This is a genomic window from Paraburkholderia sp. GAS42, assembly GCF_050436565.1.
GTDB lineage: Bacteria > Pseudomonadota > Gammaproteobacteria > Burkholderiales > Burkholderiaceae > Paraburkholderia.
Window position 1 is genome coordinate 19,766 of the sequence record NZ_JBNDML010000026.1, and the last position, 17,736, is coordinate 37,501.

Below are 17,736 nucleotides of genomic sequence, written 5' to 3' on the forward strand. Positions count from 1 at the left end.
AGGCACTGCTGCTGATGGCCCCCATCACGTCACCAGCTTCTGAAGCGTGCCGGCGGCGCGTACAACCCGCCCGACCACGTGACGAGATCGTCGATACTGCGCGCAGCCAGCAACGAGCGCTTCGCTTCGCCGCGCCGGACGCCGAGATCTTCGGGATACGCGACGATGCCGCGGCGGCGCAGTTCGTCGGTTTTCTCACGCTTCGCTCGCAGGCCGACTGGCGTTACGCCGGCGACTGCAGCGAGCGCCGCGCGTCGTTCTTCGACGCCTTCCGCCTTGTGCAGATGCGCGATGCCTTCCTCGGTGACGACGTGACTGACGTCGTCGCCATAGATCATCACCGGTGCGACAGGCATGCCGCTTTTCTGGCCGACCGCGATCGCGTCGAGTTCATCGACGAACGTGGGCTCGCCGCCTTTCTTGTACGTCTCCGCCAGCTGCACGACGAGCTTGTGGCCACGCGAAACCGGTCCCTCGTCTTTTAGCAGCTTGAGCCACGCTTCGCTCGAATGACGTCGTCCGCGCGGATCGTGACCCATGTTCGGCGCGCCGCCGAAGCCCGCGAGCCGGCCGCGTGTGACAGTCGATGAATTTGCGTCAGCGTCGAGTTGCAGCGTAGAGCCGATGAACAGATCAACGCCATATTGCCCGGCCAGCTGGCAGAGCACGCGGTTCGATCGCAGGCTGCCGTCGCTGCCAGTAAAGAACACATCGGGCCGCGCTTCGATATACCGCTCCATGCCGACTTCGCTGCCGAAGCAATGCACGCTCTCGACCCAGCCCGATTCGATCGCGGGGATCAGCGTGGGATGCGGATTGAGCGTCCAGTTTCGGCAGATTTTGCCCTTGAGGCCGAGTGATTCGCCGTACGTAGGCAGCAGCAGTTCGATCGCGGCGGTATCGAATCCAATACCGTGATTCAGCGACGTAATGCCGTACGGCTCGTAGATGCCGCGAATCACCATCATCGCGGTGAGCACCTGCAGATCGCCGATGTGACGCGGATCGCGCGTGAAGAGCGGCTCGACGGCGAACGGCCGGTCCGCCTCGACGACGACATCGACCCACGAGCCTGGAATATCGACGCGCGGCAGTTCATCGACGATCTCGTTCACCTGAACGATCACGATGCCATGCCGGAACGCGGCGGCTTCGGCGATGGTCGGCGTGTCTTCGGTATTCGGGCCGGTGTAGAGATTGCCGTGACGGTCGGCTTTTTCCGCGCACAGCAGCGCGACGTGCGGCGTCAGGTCGACGAACATCCGCGCATACAGCTCGACGTACGTATAGATCGCGCCGATCTCCAGCTGGCCATCTTCGAGCAGTTGCGCGACGCGCAGGCTTTGCGGTCCGGCAAACGAAAAGTCGACCTTGTGCGCGATGCCTTTTTCGAAGAGCGTCAGATGCTCGGGCCGGTTGATCGTCGAAATGAGCAGATGCACGTCGTGCACTTTCTGCGGATCGACCTTCGCCAGCGAACGGGACAGGAAGTCGGCCTGCTTCTGGTTGTCGCCTTCGAGCGCGACGCGGTCGCCAGGGCAGATCAGCGTTTCCAGTGCATCGATGATGCGCTCCGCAGGTAGAACGCCGTCCTTCAGCCACGGGGCAACAGCGGCGAGCCGACGGTTCTTTTCGTCGCGACGCGTGGTCCAGGAGCGCGCGGCGGGCGCGGCGCCGCCGGCAGCGGCCGGAGTTGAAGGCGGTGACACGGGTGATGTTGCGGCTCGCTGGTTCATCGGCGGATTCAACTCCCGGTTTTGATCGAACCGCGTGAAGCGCGCGGCTTGCGGGTTTTCGGTTGCGCGGCCTCGGCCTCGACGCGCTCGGTGATGAAACGATAAAGCAGTTCGCCCGTGTCAAGCAGGTGGCGCACGACGAGCTTCTGTGCCGCGGGAATGTCGTGCTGACGCACGGCGTCCAGCAAGGCGACGTGTTCCTGGTCGGATTCGCCCTTATAGCTCGGCAGACCCAGTTTGAGCCGGAGATAGCGTTCTCCGCGCCGGTGCAGCGTTGCCATCAGGTCCTCAAGTTGCGGACGGGCCGCGGGCGCGTAGAGGCTCATGTGGAACGCGCGGTTGCGGGCCGCGTACAGCGACGGATCGGATTCGAGCTCGGCCGCCTTGCACAGCCTTTCGCATTCGAGCAGCGTCGCGGGGGTGTGCGCCGGGATGGCAAGCCCGATCGCAAGACTTTCGAGCGCCGAGCGGATTTCATAGATTTCGCGCGCCTCGGCTGCCGAGAGCGGCGCGACCGTCGCGCCTTTGTGCATCTCGACCTTGGCCCAGCCTTCGCTTTCCAGCTGACGCAGCGCCTCGCGAACCGGAATCGCGCTGACCGAGAAATGCCGGGCGATCGCGTCCTGCCGCAGTGGCGCGCCAGGCGCCAGCGTACCGTCGACGATCGCGGCGCGCAGCGCGTCCGCGATCACACGTGACGTACTGGCCCGCGGTGCAGCGGCCTCCGGAAGAAGGGAGGCCTGCCTGCCGCCGTGTAAGGGAAAACCACTCGTTGCTTCGCTCATGAGATCAAATATTATATATGAAATGATGTTTTCTCCAGCAGGAGAAACCCGGGTGCCTCGACCCGTCAACAGTCATCCAGCCAGGCCGGCAAGCCGTCGCGCCCAGCTGCATCGTCTGTGAGTCGATGCCCGCATCATGGCGGCAAGGTCGCGTGGCTTTCGCCTCGCAGGCCCGCTGCACGGTCGTTCAGAAGCACGTATTCCAACCGCATTACCGGAGGAGCATGATGAATTCACTGACGGACCGCGCGGCAGGCGCGCGACATCGCACACCGCTCAATCGCTCGCAGATTGCAGGCTTCTGGGGCGCGTGGGCTGGCTGGACGCTCGACGGGATGGACTCGTTCATCTACGCGCTCGTCCTCACGCCCGCGCTCACCGAGCTGCTACCGCGCTCAGGGTATGCCGCGACGCCGGCCAACGTAGGCCTTGCCGGCTCGATTCTTTTCGCATTATTCCTCGTCGGCTGGGGGCTGTCGTTTATCTGGGGTCCGCTCGCCGACCGCTTCGGCCGCACGAAGGTGCTGGCCGGCACGATCTTCACGTTCGCCATCTTCACGGGGCTCGCCTCGACCGCACACAACGTGTGGGAACTCGGCATCTACAGGTTCATTGCAGGTGTCGGAATCGGCGGCGAATGGGCGCTGGCGGGTACGTACGTCGCCGAAGCGTGGCCGGAAGACCGACGCAAGATGGGCGCGGGCTATCTGCAGACGGGTTACTACGCGGGCTTCTTCCTCGCAGCCGCACTGAACTACACGATCGGCGTGCATTACGGCTGGCGCGCGATGTTCCTCACGGGCGCGGTCCCGGTCGTGTGCGCGATCCTGATCCTGCTGCGCGTGAAGGAGCCGGAGAAGTGGACGAAAGCCGAAGCGCGCACCGTGCACAGCAAGCCGTTGCGCGAGATTCTCGGGCCGGCATATCGACGCCGCACGTGGGTTGCGTGCGCGCTGCTCACGATCGCGATCATCGGGCTGTGGGCCGGCGCGGTGTACGAACCGTCGGCGGTGATCCAGCTCGCGACGAAGGCCGGGATGGCGAAACCCGAGGCGATCAAGATGGCGTCGATCGCGACGGGTCTGCTTTCGATCGCCACGATCATCGGCTGTCTCTCGTTGCCGCCGCTCGCTGAACGCATCGGACGCAAGAATACGCTTGCGATCTATTTCACGGGGATGGCGGTGTCGATCGTCGGGGCGTTCGGTTGGGCGTTCTATCTGCCGAACGGACTGGCGCCGTTCATCGCGTGGCTCGTGGTGCTCGGCTTCTTCGGTGGCAATTTCGCGCTGTTCAGCCTGTGGCTGCCGGAGCAGTTCGAAACCCGCGTGCGCGCGACCGCGTTTGCGTTCTGCACGTCGTTCGGCCGGTTCGTGGGCGCGGGCGTGAACTTCCTGCTCGGCGCCGCCGTGCTGAACATGCATACGCTCGGCATACCGGTCGCGATAACAGCGGCCGCTTTCGTCATCGGTCTGTTCATCATTCCGTTCGCGCCGGAGACCAGAGGGGAGGTGTTGCCACAGTGAACGGGCGGCGGCGCGGGCCTAATACGCCGCACCGCCGTTACTTTGCGGTTGGCTGATCGGCTGACTGTTACCGGCCGCCGCCAGATGCCATGCTTTGCCTCAAGGTTGCAGGCAGGCGTTGCATTGGCGGCGATTGTCTTGTTGTACGGTGTTCTGTACAATGAGCGATCCCGATGGAAAGCTGCAATTGTCCCGAAAGGGTGCCCGAAGGGAGGCCTGTGAAAGCAGCGCTGCCAACCCAATCTGACAGGAGCGACCGGAGCGAAACCACTCAGGTCGAGAACCCAAAAATGAACGTCCTAACTTATAGCGAGGCGCGCGCCGGCTTCAAGCAGGCGATGGATGACGTATGCCGCGACCACACGCCGATGATGATTACGCGGCAAAGCGGTGAGCATGTGGTCATGGTGTCGCTCGAGGATTTCAACGCGATGCAGGAAACGCTGTATCTGCTGAGCTCCCCGAAAAACGCCGAACGGCTTGCGCGTTCCATCGCCCAGGTCAAGGCTGGCAAGGCGATTCCACGCAACCTGCTGAACAATGAGCAAACAGAAGAGCCGCAACAAAGAGGCCGCAAGGGCTGACACCGCTTTCGCCTTTACTGACGAAGCGTGGGAAGACTATTTGCACTGGCAGCAGGCGGACCGGAAGGTCCTGCAAAACATCAACGCGCTGCTCGAGGAATGCCGGCGCGATCCGTTTACGGGAACCGGCAAACCCGAGCCGCTCGTTGGCAATCTGACGGGCTTCTGGTCGAGGCGAATCACGCGGGCCGACCGTCTGGTCTATCTACCGCAAGACGGTTTGATCTACGTGATCGCCTGCCGCTTTCACTACGGCGACTGAACAGCGTCAGTCGGCGTGGCGCCCGGCACGTGCACGCGTATCCGGCAGCACAACCGAAAGCAGTGGCCAGCCGAGATTCACGCCGAGACTCGCGGCCACAATCAACGCCATGCCGGCGAGTTGCATCGGCGAAAGCGCGCGGCCGTACACGAGCGCATCGATGGCAATGGCCGTTAGCGGATAGACAAACAGCAGCACGGCGATGACGGGCGTCGTCAGCCTGGGCAACGCGCCGTAGATCAGCACGTACGAGAGCCCGGTATGCAGCACGCCCATTCCGATCACCCAGAACCACTGCTGCGGCGAAATGTGAACGGCTGCGAGCGGCGCGATAAACGGCAGGCAGATCACGCCGACAAAACACTGCGCGAGCGTCAGCAGGTGCGGGCGCATATCGCCAAGGCTCTTCGCGATCAACGTGACGCTCGCGTACAGCACCGAGCCGGCGAGGGCTTCGCCGATGCCAGTCAGATAGCCCGCGTGCCCCTGCACACCTGCGCTCGCCATCATGCCGGAAGCAAGCACGAGGCCGACAAACGCGGTGGCGATCCAGCCGAGCCGGTCGATGCCGAGCCGCTCGTGAAACAGCGCCGCGCCAATCAGCACGACCCAGAACGGCTGCACATGAAAGACGACCGTCGCGACGGCAATGCTCGTGCGATGAATTGCATCGAAGAACCAGACCCATTGCGTGACCATCAGCATGCCTGACACGACGGCGAGCACGACGGTGCGCCGCGTGAAATAGCGGCGCGCGAAAAAGCCTTTCCAGGCGCAATACGCGAAGAGCGCGAGAAACCCAAACAGGCAGCGGAAAAAGACCAGCGTGAGCGCGCCGAGCCGCGCTTCCTCGACAAAGATCCCGATGGTGCCCATCAACAGTCCGCCGGCTGCCAGTGTGACGGCACCCTGCTGGCGTTCGGTGATGTTCATGTTAACCGGCTCCTTCGCATGCGTTGACGAACCTAGTATCGAGGACTTGCCGATCGCTCACAAACGAATTAAATTGAGAAATTCCATAAGATAAATTGATGAATCATGCATCCCGAGTTCGATGTCGATCTGTTGCGCACTTTCGTTGCGGTGGTGGAAGCGGGCAGTTTCACGAAGGCATCGGTGACGGTGCACCGTTCGCAGGCGGCCGTCAGCATGCAGATCAAGCGGCTGGAGCGCATGCTGGGCACGACGCTTTTCATGCGCGACACGCGCAATCTCGCGCTGACGCGTCCCGGCAACACGCTGCTTGAGTACGCGCGAAGGATGCTCGATCTGCACGAGGAGGCGTGGTCGGCGATCGCGAGGCCGGACGTGACCGGGCGCGTTGTACTCGGCGCGCCGGACGATTACGTGTCGTCACTCCTGTCGCCCGTGTTGCGGCGCTTTTCGACCCTGTATCCGCGCGTCGAGATCGAGATCGTCTGCGCGCAGAGCACCGCGCTCGCGCCGATGCTGGCCGACAACAAGATCGATCTCGCGTTCGTCACGCGTGACCGCAAGCTGCGCGGCGACCTGGTGCGTCGTGAGGATATGGTGTGGGTCGGCGCGCCCGACGATACGTCGGTGCTGGCGACGTCGCCGCTGCCGGTGGGTCTGTATGAGCACGGGTGTGTCGCGCGGGCGCACACGCTTGCGGCGCTTAATGGTGCGGGCATCAAGTATCGCGCCGCGTACAGCAGCGCGAGCCTGCTTGGTCTTGTGGCGACCGTCGATGCTGGACTTGCCGTCGTGGCGTTAGCGCGCTGCAGCGTGCCGTCGCGGCTGGCGATTTATGGCGAGGCGCAGGGTCTGCCGACGATCGAACCCCTGGAGATCGTCGTCGCGCGCAGTGCGAAATCCGACCGGCCGACCTGCGACTATCTCGCCGCGCAGATGATGCAGGATCTGTCGATGCGGAGTCAGACGCGCGCGTAGGCCGTCACTTCGCCGTCGACAGCGAGTCGCACGCGTTCACCTGGCTGCGGGCTGCGATAGCCCGGCACGCGGGCGCGAATGACGGTTCCATCCGGTGGCGCGCCTGAACCCACGGCGCCAGATTCGTCCTGCAACTGCAACACGACGCTCGCGTCCTGGCCATTGAAGGTCACTTCGCGCACGATTGCGCTGAACGTGGGCTTGCCATGACGTGTGACGTCTTCCGCGTGAAGCACGTAAATCTGTTCGGGCCGCACCATGACATCGATCGGACCATCGGCAACGGCTGTCGACAGCTTCAGCTCACCCAGCGCGCACCGGGCGACATCGCGCGACGCGACACCTGGCAGCAGCACCGCTTCGCCGATGAACGAAGCGAGTTCACGCGAGACGGGGCGTCGATAGAGCGTTTCGGGCGTCGCGGTCTGGATCAGCTTGCCGTTCCACAACACGGCAACTTCGCGCCCGAGCGATAACGCTTCCGATTGATCGTGCGTGACCAGCACCGCCGTCGCACCCGCCGCGGCTAGCGCATTCGCTACCGCCTGACGTGTTTCGAGTCGCAACGCGGCATCGAGCGACGAGAACGGCTCGTCGAGCATCACGAGCGTTGGCGAGGGCGCGAGCGCGCGGGCCAATGCCACACGCTGCTGCTGGCCACCTGAAAGCTGCTGCGGTGCGCGGTTCGCGTAGTTCGCGGACAATCCAACCAGTTCCAGCAGTTCCGCCACACGATGCTGCGCGCGACGCTGTCCGCGCGGCAAGCCGAACACGATGTTGTCCGCCACGGACAGATGCGGAAACAGCGCGCCTTCCTGCGGCACGTAGCCGATGCGCCGCTGTTCGGACGGCAGATGCAGGTTGTCGCCCGCAACCCGGCGGCCATCGATTTCGACGACGCCGCTGTCCGCGCGCTCGAAGCCGCATAGCACCCGCAGAAGTGTGGTCTTGCCGCTGCCGGACGGGCCGAGCAGCGCGAGCAGCGTGCCGCGCTCGACCGACAGGTCGACGCCATGCAGCACGGCGTGGCCGTCGAAGGATTTGTGCAGCCCGCTGATACGAAGATTGCTCATGTGAACCGGATAAAAAGGGGCGGGGTGCCTGTGCGTTGTCATGCGTGCGTCGTTGCGCAGCAATTATGCGTCGATTCCGGGTCGTCGCGCCATGCCGTGTGCTTTGCTGCGCATTGCAGGCTATCCATCGCGTCCGAGCAGCGCCGAGCGGCCGAGCAGCGCAAACAGCACGCCGGATGCGCACAGCGAAATACCCGTCAGTAGCGCCGCATACGGCGCGGCGGCGGCAAACGCGAGCGTCGACGTATCGGACCACACCTGCGTGGCGAGTGTGTGCGTGTCGATTGGCGAGAGCAGAAGGGTCGCGTTGAGTTCGGTGACAACCGAAATGAAGACCATCGATGCCGCCGCGCCCAGCCCGGGCCCGGCGAGCGGCAGCAGTACACGGACAAATGTCTGCGTCCAGTTCAGACCGAGCGCCCGCGCGGTTTCCTCAAGACGCGGCTGAGCCTGCAGCAACGCCGCGCGCACGCTGACGAGCGCGAGCGGCATGAACAGGATTGCGTACGCGATAACGAGCAGCGTCGAGCTCTGATACAGCGGCTGCAGCGCATGCACCGCAAGCGAAACGATCGCCAGCGCGATCACAAGCCCGGGCACGCCCTGCGCGAGAAACACGGTGCGTTCGAAGACCGTTGCGAGGCGTCCCGGAAAACGGACCAGCAGGAACGCGAGCGGAATGACAAGCAGCGTCGTCACGATCGCGGCGGCGAGACCAAAGCCCAGCGACGACACCGTCGCGTTGAACAGCAGTTCCGGCGACACTTCGGTCGGCGTGACAGCCGCTGCGCCTTCCTGTGTGAGCCAGAACCCGATCATGCCGAGCGGCACGCCGAGCGTGACAATGGCGAGCGTCGCGAAGCCGCCCGAAACGACCCAGCGCCACTTGCCGAGGTCATAGCGCAGGGCCGCGCGTCTCGCCCCGCGATCGACGCGCTCATACCGCGCACCACCGCGCACACGAAATTCGAGCGCAAGGCACACGAGACACAGCGCGATCAGCAGGCACGCGAGCAACGATGCGCCGCTGTTGTCGAAGCTCGTGCGGAATTCGGCGTAGATCTGGGTCGTGAAGGTCCGAAAGCGCAGCATCTGGAATGCGCCGAACTCGGATAGCACGCCGAGTGCCACGAGCAGCATCCCGCCGAGCAGGGCGGGGCGCAGTTGCGGCAGCACGACGCGCATGAAGGTGGCGTAGCGTCCGCAGCCGAGTGCGCGCGCGCTTTCTTCGAGCGCCGGATCCATACCGCGCAGCGCGGCGGCAACCGGCAGATACACCAGCGGAAAATACGCGGACGTAATGACGAGCAGCGCGCCCGCAAAATCCTGCAGATCGAGACTCAGCGACACCCACGCGTAACTTGTGATGAACGCCGGCATCGCAAGCGGCGCGGCGGCGAGCACCGCCCACACGCGACGTCCCGGCACATGCGTGCGTTCGACGAACCACGCAGCGGCCGTGCCGATCACCGCTGCTGCGAGCGTCGCGCTCACGGTAATCAGCAGCGTATTGACGAACAGCTCGCCGACGAGCGGTCTGAACACGAGTTCAATCGCCTCGTCGAAGCCGAACGTCGTTGCGCGATAAAACGTAAACGCCAGCGGCAGCAGCACCAGCAAGGCGCTGAGTGCGGCTGCCGCGAGCAGACCGCGCGGCGCGCGTCTGTGGACGCGCGCCGGTGCGGGAGCCGCTGTAGCGGCAATGATGATTTCGCTCATCGATCGATCATTACAGCAGGCCTGCCTGACGCAGCAGCTTGCCAGCCTGGCTGTCGTCGCCAAGCTGTTCGAGCGTGAGCGTCGGCGGCGTCAGTTCCGCTAGCGGCTTAAGCACCGGATCAGCTGCAACGCCTGCATGCAGCGGATATTCGTAGCTGACGTGGCTCTTCGCCATCAGGGTCTGCGCCCGTTCGCTGACCAGATACTTCAGGAACTGCTGCGCGCCATCCGCGTTGTGCGTGGTCTTCAGCACGGCCGCGCCCGACACGTTCACGAGTGCGCCCACGTCGCCATTGCCATAGTGATAGATCGCGCTGCGCGTAGCCTTGTCGCCGAGTTCGGCGTGCAGGCGTGCCCAGTAATAATTGTTGATGATGCCCGTGGCCACGCCGCCGCGGTTGACTGCTGCGATCACGCCTTCGTCGTCATCGAAAATCTGCGCGTTCTTTTTCAGGCCCTTGAGCCATTGCAGCGTCTGCTCCTGGCCCTTCAGCGCGAGCACGGCGCTCACAAGCGGCAGAAAGTCGCCGTCGCTCGGTGCGATGCCGATCCGGCCTTTCCACTCAGGTTTCGCCAGATCGAACAGCGACGGCGGCAACTGCGAATGCTGGACTTTCGTCGTGTTGTACGCGAGGACGCTCTCACGCGCCGTCACGCCAACCCACTGGCCCGACGGCGAGTTGAAGCGCGCCGGAATCGTTGCAAGCGTCGACGGATCGACTTTGGTCAGCATGCCTTTTTCTTCGAGCAGCATCAGCTCGGGCGAGTTTTCCGTGAAATACACGTCAGCCGGTGTGGCCGAGCCTTCCGCGACGAGCTGCGCCGCGAGTGCCGGACCTTCGCCGTTGCGGATCTTCACCGAAATGCCCGATTGCTTTTCGAAATCTTTCGCGAGCATGTTGACGACCTGCTCGTGCTGCGCGCTGTACAGCACGATCGACGCAGCGTGCGCGGCAGGCGCCGCCAGCGTGAGCGACAGTGCGGCCGCGATGCAGGACGCGCTGAAGCGCGCGCGAAACCATGATTGAGCCATGATCCTTCTATCCCCTTGATGTAATGATTCGATGTGTGTTGCGTGCAATGTGTTTAATGCGTTCTGTGCGTCCGGCGTACGCGGTTCGCGGGCCGTAAAACGTAAAAGCAGCCCGCCCCCCTTACGTCTCGAACAGGCCCGCGCCGATAAACGAACCCTGTCGCGCGCCCGGCGGACACGCGAACACCGCGCTGCCGACGTGTGTCGTGAACTGGTTCATCAAGTCGAACTTCGCGAGCTTGTCGTTGATCGGAATGAAACCGGTGCGCGGATCGCTTTGATGCGCGATAAAAATCAGGCCGGCGTCGTATTCCGTTTCCTGGCGCCATGGCGGCCACCGCTCGATATAGAAGTTCGTGCCGTCGTTGTACGAATACGAGCGGCGCAGAATCTGCGCACCATTGTTGGTTGCCTGATTCGACAGACGGACGTGCGCGTTCTGCGCGATGACCGGATTGCCGTCCTTGTCCTCGGCCTTGAGATCGAGCGCGTCGAGCTCGTTCTTCATGCCGATGGGTGCGCCGCTGTACTTGTGCCGGCCGAACACCTCTTCCTGGAACCCGAGTTGCATCTGGTCCCAGTGTTCGAGCGTGATGCGGATCCGGCGCACGACGGTGTATGTGCCGCCCTGCATCCATGGCGCGTCGGCGGCACTGGCCCAGACGAACTGGTTCATCAGCGACGGCTTCTCCGTCGACGGGTTGTTCGTGCCGTCCTTGAAGCCCATCAGGTTGCGCGGCGTCTGTCCTTTGGGACCCGACAGGAAACCCGCCTGACCCCAGCGCATCTGGATCGCGCCGTAACCCATGCGCGCGAGTTGCCGCACCGCGTGAAACGCGACCTGCGCGTCGTTCGCGCAGGCCTGGATATAGAGGTCGCCGCCGGTCTTCTGCTCAATCAGCTGGTCGCCGTTGAAGCGCGGCAGATCGACGAGCGCGGCCGGCCGGCGATTCGCGATGCCATAGCGGTCCTTGCCGTCCTGCGTGAAGAGGCCGGGACCGAAGCCGAACGTGATCGTGAGACCCTGCGGACCGAGCCCGAGGACATCGCCCGAATCGGCGGCCGACTTATCGTCGGCTGTGCCCAGCGGGGCAGCGGTCGCGCCCTGCGTCATGCGTGCAGCGGCGTCGGTCCATGCGCGCAGCAGGCCGATCACGTCATCGCGTTTTTCGGTCGTCAGATCGAAGGCCGCGACATACGTGTGACTCTGCTGCGGCGTGACGATGCCGCCCTGATGTGCGCCGAAGAACGGCTCGACAGCGTGCTGCGGATCGTCCGCATGCGTCTTGCCGGGCGCGGCCTGCGCGACGCCTGTCGTGCCGAGGCCGGCGCCGGCCGCTACCGCGGCGCCGCCTGCCTTGAGAAACCCGCGTCGCGACGGGCGCGATGGGGGCGTGTGGTCGTTTGCCATGATGCTTATTTCGCGAGCACGAGCGTGTTCACGTCATCCTGTACGTAGTAGAAACCGTCGCCTTCCGGCGTCATTGCAATGCCAAACAGGTCGCCATTACCCGGCGGCGATTGCGCCTTGTCCGTGTCGATCCAGCGTGCGTAAAGCTGCTTGCCTTCCACCGGATCGATTTCGACGACCTGGCCGTTGAGCGCGTTTGTCACGAGCAGGTGGCCGTTCGGCGCCGTCACCATCGCGAGCGGCCGATGCAGCAGTCCGTCGGCGGTCAGCTGGCGGCCGACGCCCGCGCTCGTATCGCGCGTCAGCGGATCGTCGATCTCGGTGACGCGGTTGCCCGTCGCGTCGGATACATACAGCAGCTTCCGGTCATTCGAGAGCGCGAGGCCCGTCGGCCCGACGAGGAACACGCCCTTGTCTGCCTGCGCGCCAAAGCCGCTGCCGACGACCGTTTCGTTCTTCACGACCGGCGGCTTGCCCTGGGGAATGTCGAGTTCGAGGCGCAGCACCGTGGCCTGCTTGAACACCGGCGGGTTGCCATCCGCGCCACCGACGCCGAAGCCCGCGTTGCTCACGAAAAGCGTCGCGCTCGTGCCGTTATCGACGACGGCCATGTTGCCCCACGGGTCGTTGATGTTCGGGCTGACGATGGTCGATGCAACCTTGCCCTGCGGGTCGAGCACGATCAGGCAGCCGGCGCCCTTGGTGCCGGTGGTGCCGTCATTGCTCGGCGTGCTGCCGATGATCACCCAGCCCGATTTCAGCATCGTCATCGCGGTCGAGAGGCCGATGCCGCCCGGGCATTCCTTCAGGTCGCGCGGTATGGTCGCGAAGGTCGACATCTGCTTCGTGTCGGGGTGGTAATGGATGATCGTGCTGCCGGTGCCCTGCAGGTTCGTTGCGTTGTTGAAGTTGCCGACCAGCACGTCGCCCTGTTTGATCGTGCCGATGGAAACCGGCGCGACGACGACAGCGTACGGGTTCTGGTCGCCGTTATCGGGCACGGTGTTAATGAGCGTCTCGTGATGCTTCAGCGTCTCGAGGAAGCCTTTCGGTTCCGCCTGTGCAGCGCCCGCTGCGAACAGCGCGGCGAAGGTCAGCGCGGCGGTGAGCGTGGCGCGGACAGTGCCCGTCGTGCGGCGGTCAGCCTGGCGCGTGGGGAAGGTCATGTATGTCTCCGTGCCGCTCGCGCAAAACATTGATTCCGTCATGATCGAATGCGTAGGGTTCGTAGGGTTCTGTCAGGGAAAGCGTTAGAACGTGATGTTGGTTCGTACGCCGACCACGAACGTATTGCGCAGTGCCTGGGTCGTGTCGTTCGGGTTCTGACCCGCGCCTGCGTTGAACGTGTATTGCGCGTCGGCCTGCAGCTGCCACCATGGCGTGACCTGATACTGATAGGTCGCTTCCAGCACGGTTTCGCTGTTGCGGATCGGGTACGGGCCGCCGGTGAACGCGAGACTGTCCCGGTCGAAGTCGCGTGCGTGGCTGCCGACCTTGATGTACGTCAGCGCGATGCCCGCGGTGTCGTTGTCGCGACCCTGGAACGGCGCCTTCATCACGATGCCGAGGTTGGCGCTCGCGCTGATCAGGTTGCGATCGCCCGGCGCGCCCATCACGCGCGCAAACACGCCGAGGCTGCGCGGCTCGTCCGGATCGGGACGCCACACCATCTGGTCAGCGACGGCATAGATGCTGTAGTCGCCGTGATGCGACTGCGGCGTGCCGGTCGAGAGGGTCGTGTTGGCGAGCGGAACGCCCGTGTTGTCGAAGCGCTGATCGGCGAAGCGGCCGTTGTTGTACCAGACGCCGATCTTGTACGTGCCCGGCAGGCCGGTCTTGCCCATACCGACCATTTCGCCGTCAGCCGGCTGGTTGATCGCGTACTGCAACTCGCCGATGAAGAGCGTGCTGTTGTGCAGGTTGAAGTTCGTGCCGCTGAGGTTGTCACGATCGTTGCCGAGCGGATCGCCGTCATAGATGCCGGCCAATGCCGTCAGCGAAGGCGTGATCTGCCCGCGCACGCGTACGCCGAGGTCAGCCAGCGGATACGCCGGACCGCCCGACGGCATGTCGTACGAAGGAACGCCCGGCCAGCCGAACATCGTGTTCACGAAGAGCGCCGAATACTGGCTCGTCATGAATTCCTGGTCGATACTTTGCTGACCGACCTTGATGTCGAGCCGCTTGTTCAGGAACGACTGCTGGTACCACATTTCCCACAGACGGGTCGCGCCTTGTGCCTCGATGCCGCTCGCCGTGTTCAGCGTGCCGAGCCGGTCGGCGCTCAGGTTGCGGCCGTGAATCTGCAGCGCGCTGACGTTGAAGGTGCCGCCCTGAAGACCGAACGCCTTCTGCGTATCGACGGTGACGGTGGCTGTTGTCAGACCATCGTAATCGCCGCCGCGCGAGAGGCCGCCGCGCAGGTTGGCGAGATATTCACTGGTTTCGGTGAGGCCAAACGTCACGCCGTATTTGCCGAGCCACGGACGCAACCCGCCCATATCGCCAAGGAGCGTTTGACGTGTCCAGACACCGGTCCACTGGTCGGCGGGTTGCGCCTTGATGTTCAGGTCGGCTTCAGGCGCTTCAGGCGTGGCATCAGGGCTGGCGGCTGCGAATGCAGCTCCACCGCTTAATGTCGCAAACGCGAACGCCGTACAGAACGCCGCCCTGCGGAGGGGCGGGACGCGCATCGCGCGAGTGCGCGGTCGGGCTTCGTCACGCGAACGCGCTTCACGAGCGAGCCGTGTGGACCGGACGAGCTTCATCGAAATCCTTGTTTGTTGGTATTTGCGTGACGATCTGCAAGATGGAAGGCAAAGGTCGGACGCCAGATCGCAGCAGCGGTCGACGACATGACGCACTGCGGATAAGCAGAATCGTACGCACCCCGCATAGCTCAGTCAACACAAATGAGAATGATTCGCATAGACATTACTTAAATTTATACAAGAGATTGACGAACGGCGATAAAAGCCGCTTTTCCGTAATTGTCAGGAAATATAAATGTAATTAAAAAGAAAGGATTGGCTGGATTTTTGGGGTTTTGCCGGTCAGATATGGGCGCATGAAGTAGCGCATGTTCGCTGGAAACCGTTACACCAGCGTGAGGCGTCGCCGATGAATCTCAACTCAGACGAAAACGTCGCCGTCGGCGGTGCGGCAAACGCTATAACTTTCATGTGCCTTCGTTGCTTTGCATCAGCGGGATGGCCAGGCGGCCGAACGCTGCCGTCAGCGTGCTGTCGAAGCGCACGATTGCCACGAAAGGCTACTGTCAGGAGATACACATGAAAAAACGCATCCTCTCGCTCTCGTTGTCGTTGATTGCCGGTGCAGGGCTGCTGGCGAGCGGCGCGTCTCACGCGCAGCTCAACCTTCAGCAGTTCGGCATTGGCGGCGGCGGAAACGCCGCGAACAGCGCGGCGCCTTCGTCGGGCGGCGTCACGCAGCTACTTCAGAACTATGTCGGCGCCAACCAGCAGGTGCTGAGCGGGCAATCGAGCCTTGCGTCGGCAATGGGTCTTGGCAGTGCGGCCGGTCAGGCGCAGCAGGCGGCCGGTCTGCTCAGCGGCGGCGTGCCTTCGGCCAGTACGCTGTCGCAGGTCGGCAGCACGCAGCAGTCGCTGTCGCAGACGTTGACGCAGGCTTTCGCGGGCGGCGCGTCGTCCAGTACGCCAGTCAACAAGCAGGCATTCACCGACGGACTCTCGTCGCTGGGCAAGGGCGTCAGCCAGTATTCGAGCCTGCAGTCAGGGCTGGGCAGTGTCGGGCAGATGAGCCCATCGTCGCTGCTGCAGTCGGGGCTGAATCCGCAGACGGCTCAGGCCGCCTCATATATCGCGCAGTCCGCACCGGGCCAGTTGCAATCGCTGATGTCAACATTGAGCGCGGCCGTGCAGTTCGCGTCGAGTCATGGCATATCGGTGCCGTCGATCGCGACGAGTGCGTTGAAGGGCGTCCAGTAAGCCGCGCGGCGCGTCGTTCCCAACTTTCCCCGGCGCGTTTTCCGCGCCGGGGAAACGGGCAGCGCGGGCAGCGGGTCGCGTTGCCCAAGGTTATGATCCATTTCCGTAACGCGTTCGCCAGGCGTTCGTGACGCGTTCAATTCCCTCGATGCGACCGGGCAGGAGACCCCGATGGCCAACCCACTCGACCTCGACCGCTATTTCGCGCGTATCGGCTACACCGGGCCGCGCGCGCAGACCCTCGACGTCCTGCGTGATCTGCAGCGTCTACATGCGCACGCAATCCCGTTCGAAAACCTCGATCCGCTGACCGGTCGCCGTGTTTCGCTCGATCTTGCCGCAGTCGTCGACAAGCTGGTTGAGCGTCGTCGCGGCGGCTACTGTTTCGAGCAGAACCGGCTCTTCGCGCACGTGCTGATGCAGCTCGGTTTCGAAGTCACGCCGCTCATTGCGCGCGTGTTGTGGGGCCGTGATCCCGACGCCGTGCCGCCGCGAACGCACATGCTGATGCGCGTCGATCTCGATGGCAGTGCGTGGATGGCCGACGTCGGTTTCGGCTCGGCGACGTTGACGTCGCCATTGCGCCTCATCGCTGGCGAAACGCAGCAGACGACACTCGAACCGTTCCGCCTCGCTGACGCATCGCACGGCGCATTCGACCTCGAACTGCAGGCGGGCGAGACATGGGCGAAGGTCTATCGCTTCGATCTGAACCGCGTGGAATGGATCGACTACGAAGTGAGCAACTGGTACACGTCGACGTATCCCGAATCGTTCTTTACGACGGATCTGGTGGTGACGCGCGTGGTGCCGGGCGGTCGCGCGACGCTCTTCGACGACCGTCTGACGGAACGTACGAAGGACGGCCACGTGACCGAGCGACCGATCGCCGATGCGAGCGAACTCGCGGACGTTCTGCGCGGCCTTTTCGGCATCGATACAGGCGATATTGATCCTGGCCGTGTGTTCGAGCGCGTGAAGGGACGCGCCGTGCTGCGTACGTAGGCACATAACACAATGATTACGCGACTCGTTGTCCAGACGGTGTTGTGGCTCGCTGGCATGGGCGTTCTGCTGTTCGGCGCGGCAGGCACATGGGCGTGGCCGGCTGGCTGGTGCTACCTGGCCGAGATGGGTGCGCTCGGGTTATGGATCGGCCTGCGGCTCGCGCGACATGATCCAGGATTGCTCGAAGAGCGTCTCAAGCCGCTCGTGCAGCGCGGCCAGAGCGGGTGGGACAAGCTGTTCATGGCCTGTGTCGCGGTCGTGTGGTGCGCGTGGCTCGTGCTGATGGCGCTCGATGCGCGTCGCTGGCAGTGGTCGTTCGTGCCGCCATGGTTGAACATCGCGGGCGCGCTCGCGATGTTTCTGTGCGTCTGGATGACGTGGTTCGTGTTTCGCGCGAACAGTTTTGCGGCGCCGGTCGTCAAGGTGCAGACGGAGCGCGGGCATCAGGTCATCGATTCTGGCCCGTATGCGTGGGTGCGTCATCCGATGTATGCGGCGGCGATCCTGTTCTTCATCGGCTCGCCGTTGCTGCTCGGCTCGTGGTGGGGGCTGGCGTGCGTGCCTTTGCTTGTGGCCGGCATCGGCTGGCGGGCGGTCATGGAAGAGCGGATGCTGGCGGCGCAGTTGCCGGGTTACGCGGAGTACGCCGGGCGGGTGAGATACCGGTTGTTGCCGGGCGTGTGGTGAGCTGGCTGAATGATCCGGTGATCCAGCGGGCGG

At 63.8% G+C, this 17,736-nt stretch carries 16 protein-coding genes; 7 read left to right on the forward strand and 9 right to left on the reverse strand.

Annotated features, from left to right (window positions below; genetic code table 11):
• Positions 1–29: 29 nt before the first annotated feature.
• Positions 30–1,736: a malonate decarboxylase subunit alpha gene (gene mdcA / locus P3T16_RS29565; RefSeq protein WP_429257249.1), complete on the reverse strand. Its 1,707-nt coding sequence runs from the start codon at positions 1,734–1,736 to the stop codon at positions 30–32.
• Between the two features lie 8 nt (positions 1,737–1,744).
• Positions 1,745–2,521 carry a GntR family transcriptional regulator gene (locus P3T16_RS29570; protein ID WP_429344950.1) on the reverse strand — a complete coding sequence of 259 codons (777 nt, stop codon included), beginning with the start codon at positions 2,519–2,521 and terminating at the stop codon, positions 1,745–1,747.
• 227 nt (positions 2,522–2,748) lie between these two features.
• On the opposite strand from P3T16_RS29570, the gene P3T16_RS29575 reads away from it, so the two are divergent.
• The 3 genes from P3T16_RS29575 to P3T16_RS29585 all read left to right on the forward strand — a co-directional run bounded on the left by P3T16_RS29575 (position 2,749) and on the right by P3T16_RS29585 (position 4,893).
• Positions 2,749–4,047 carry an MFS transporter gene (locus tag P3T16_RS29575; protein WP_429257251.1) on the forward strand — a complete coding sequence of 433 codons (1,299 nt, stop codon included), beginning with the start codon at positions 2,749–2,751 and terminating at the stop codon, positions 4,045–4,047.
• Positions 4,048–4,337: 290 nt separating this feature from the next.
• Complete coding sequence (locus P3T16_RS29580; protein ID WP_429257523.1) at positions 4,338–4,631, forward strand: type II toxin-antitoxin system Phd/YefM family antitoxin; 294 nt, start codon at positions 4,338–4,340, stop codon at positions 4,629–4,631.
• On the forward strand, positions 4,588–4,893 hold the full coding sequence (locus tag P3T16_RS29585; protein WP_429257252.1) for a Txe/YoeB family addiction module toxin: 306 nt from the start codon (positions 4,588–4,590) through the stop codon (positions 4,891–4,893). The genes P3T16_RS29580 and P3T16_RS29585 overlap by 44 nt, the downstream gene beginning before the upstream one ends.
• A gap of 6 nt (positions 4,894–4,899) precedes the next feature.
• Here P3T16_RS29585 and P3T16_RS29590 read toward each other — a convergent pair whose 3' ends face one another.
• Positions 4,900–5,826 carry a DMT family transporter gene (locus tag P3T16_RS29590; protein ID WP_429344951.1) on the reverse strand — a complete coding sequence of 309 codons (927 nt, stop codon included), beginning with the start codon at positions 5,824–5,826 and terminating at the stop codon, positions 4,900–4,902.
• 105 nt (positions 5,827–5,931) lie between these two features.
• On the opposite strand from P3T16_RS29590, the gene P3T16_RS29595 reads away from it, so the two are divergent.
• Positions 5,932–6,804 (forward strand): LysR substrate-binding domain-containing protein, encoded by an 873-nt coding sequence (locus tag P3T16_RS29595; protein WP_429344952.1) that lies wholly within the window; start codon positions 5,932–5,934, stop codon positions 6,802–6,804.
• Here the strand turns inward: P3T16_RS29595 and P3T16_RS29600 are convergent.
• The 6 genes from P3T16_RS29600 to P3T16_RS29625 form a co-directional block, all read right to left on the reverse strand.
• Entirely contained in the window at positions 6,789–7,877 is a 1,089-nt protein-coding gene (locus P3T16_RS29600) for an ABC transporter ATP-binding protein (protein ID WP_429344953.1), read from the reverse strand. The genes P3T16_RS29595 and P3T16_RS29600 overlap by 16 nt on opposite strands.
• Positions 7,878–7,997: 120 nt before the next feature.
• Complete coding sequence (locus P3T16_RS29605; protein WP_429344954.1) at positions 7,998–9,596, reverse strand: ABC transporter permease; 1,599 nt, start codon at positions 9,594–9,596, stop codon at positions 7,998–8,000.
• Between the two features lie 10 nt (positions 9,597–9,606).
• Positions 9,607–10,629 (reverse strand): iron ABC transporter substrate-binding protein, encoded by a 1,023-nt coding sequence (locus P3T16_RS29610; protein ID WP_429344955.1) that lies wholly within the window; start codon positions 10,627–10,629, stop codon positions 9,607–9,609.
• A 121-nt stretch (positions 10,630–10,750) separates the two neighbouring features.
• Positions 10,751–12,040 carry an iron uptake transporter deferrochelatase/peroxidase subunit gene (gene efeB / locus P3T16_RS29615; RefSeq protein WP_429344956.1) on the reverse strand — a complete coding sequence of 430 codons (1,290 nt, stop codon included), beginning with the start codon at positions 12,038–12,040 and terminating at the stop codon, positions 10,751–10,753.
• 5 nt (positions 12,041–12,045) lie between these two features.
• The gene (locus P3T16_RS29620; RefSeq protein WP_429344957.1) at positions 12,046–13,206 is read right to left on the reverse strand and encodes a hypothetical protein; all 1,161 of its coding nucleotides are present in this window, start codon (positions 13,204–13,206) and stop codon (positions 12,046–12,048) included.
• 84 nt (positions 13,207–13,290) lie between these two features.
• On the reverse strand, positions 13,291–14,808 hold the full coding sequence (locus tag P3T16_RS29625) for a carbohydrate porin (RefSeq protein WP_429344958.1): 1,518 nt from the start codon (positions 14,806–14,808) through the stop codon (positions 13,291–13,293).
• Positions 14,809–15,330: 522 nt separating this feature from the next.
• Here P3T16_RS29625 and P3T16_RS29630 point away from each other — a divergent pair.
• The 3 genes from P3T16_RS29630 to P3T16_RS29640 all read left to right on the forward strand — a co-directional run bounded on the left by P3T16_RS29630 (position 15,331) and on the right by P3T16_RS29640 (position 17,703).
• Positions 15,331–16,008, forward strand: a complete 678-nt coding sequence (locus P3T16_RS29630; protein WP_429257260.1) for a hypothetical protein — start codon at positions 15,331–15,333, stop codon at positions 16,006–16,008.
• A 171-nt stretch (positions 16,009–16,179) separates the two neighbouring features.
• Positions 16,180–17,013: an arylamine N-acetyltransferase family protein gene (locus P3T16_RS29635; protein ID WP_429344959.1), complete on the forward strand. Its 834-nt coding sequence runs from the start codon at positions 16,180–16,182 to the stop codon at positions 17,011–17,013.
• Between the two features lie 12 nt (positions 17,014–17,025).
• The gene (locus P3T16_RS29640) at positions 17,026–17,703 is read left to right on the forward strand and encodes a methyltransferase family protein (RefSeq protein WP_429344960.1); all 678 of its coding nucleotides are present in this window, start codon (positions 17,026–17,028) and stop codon (positions 17,701–17,703) included.
• Positions 17,704–17,736: the final 33 nt, after the last annotated feature.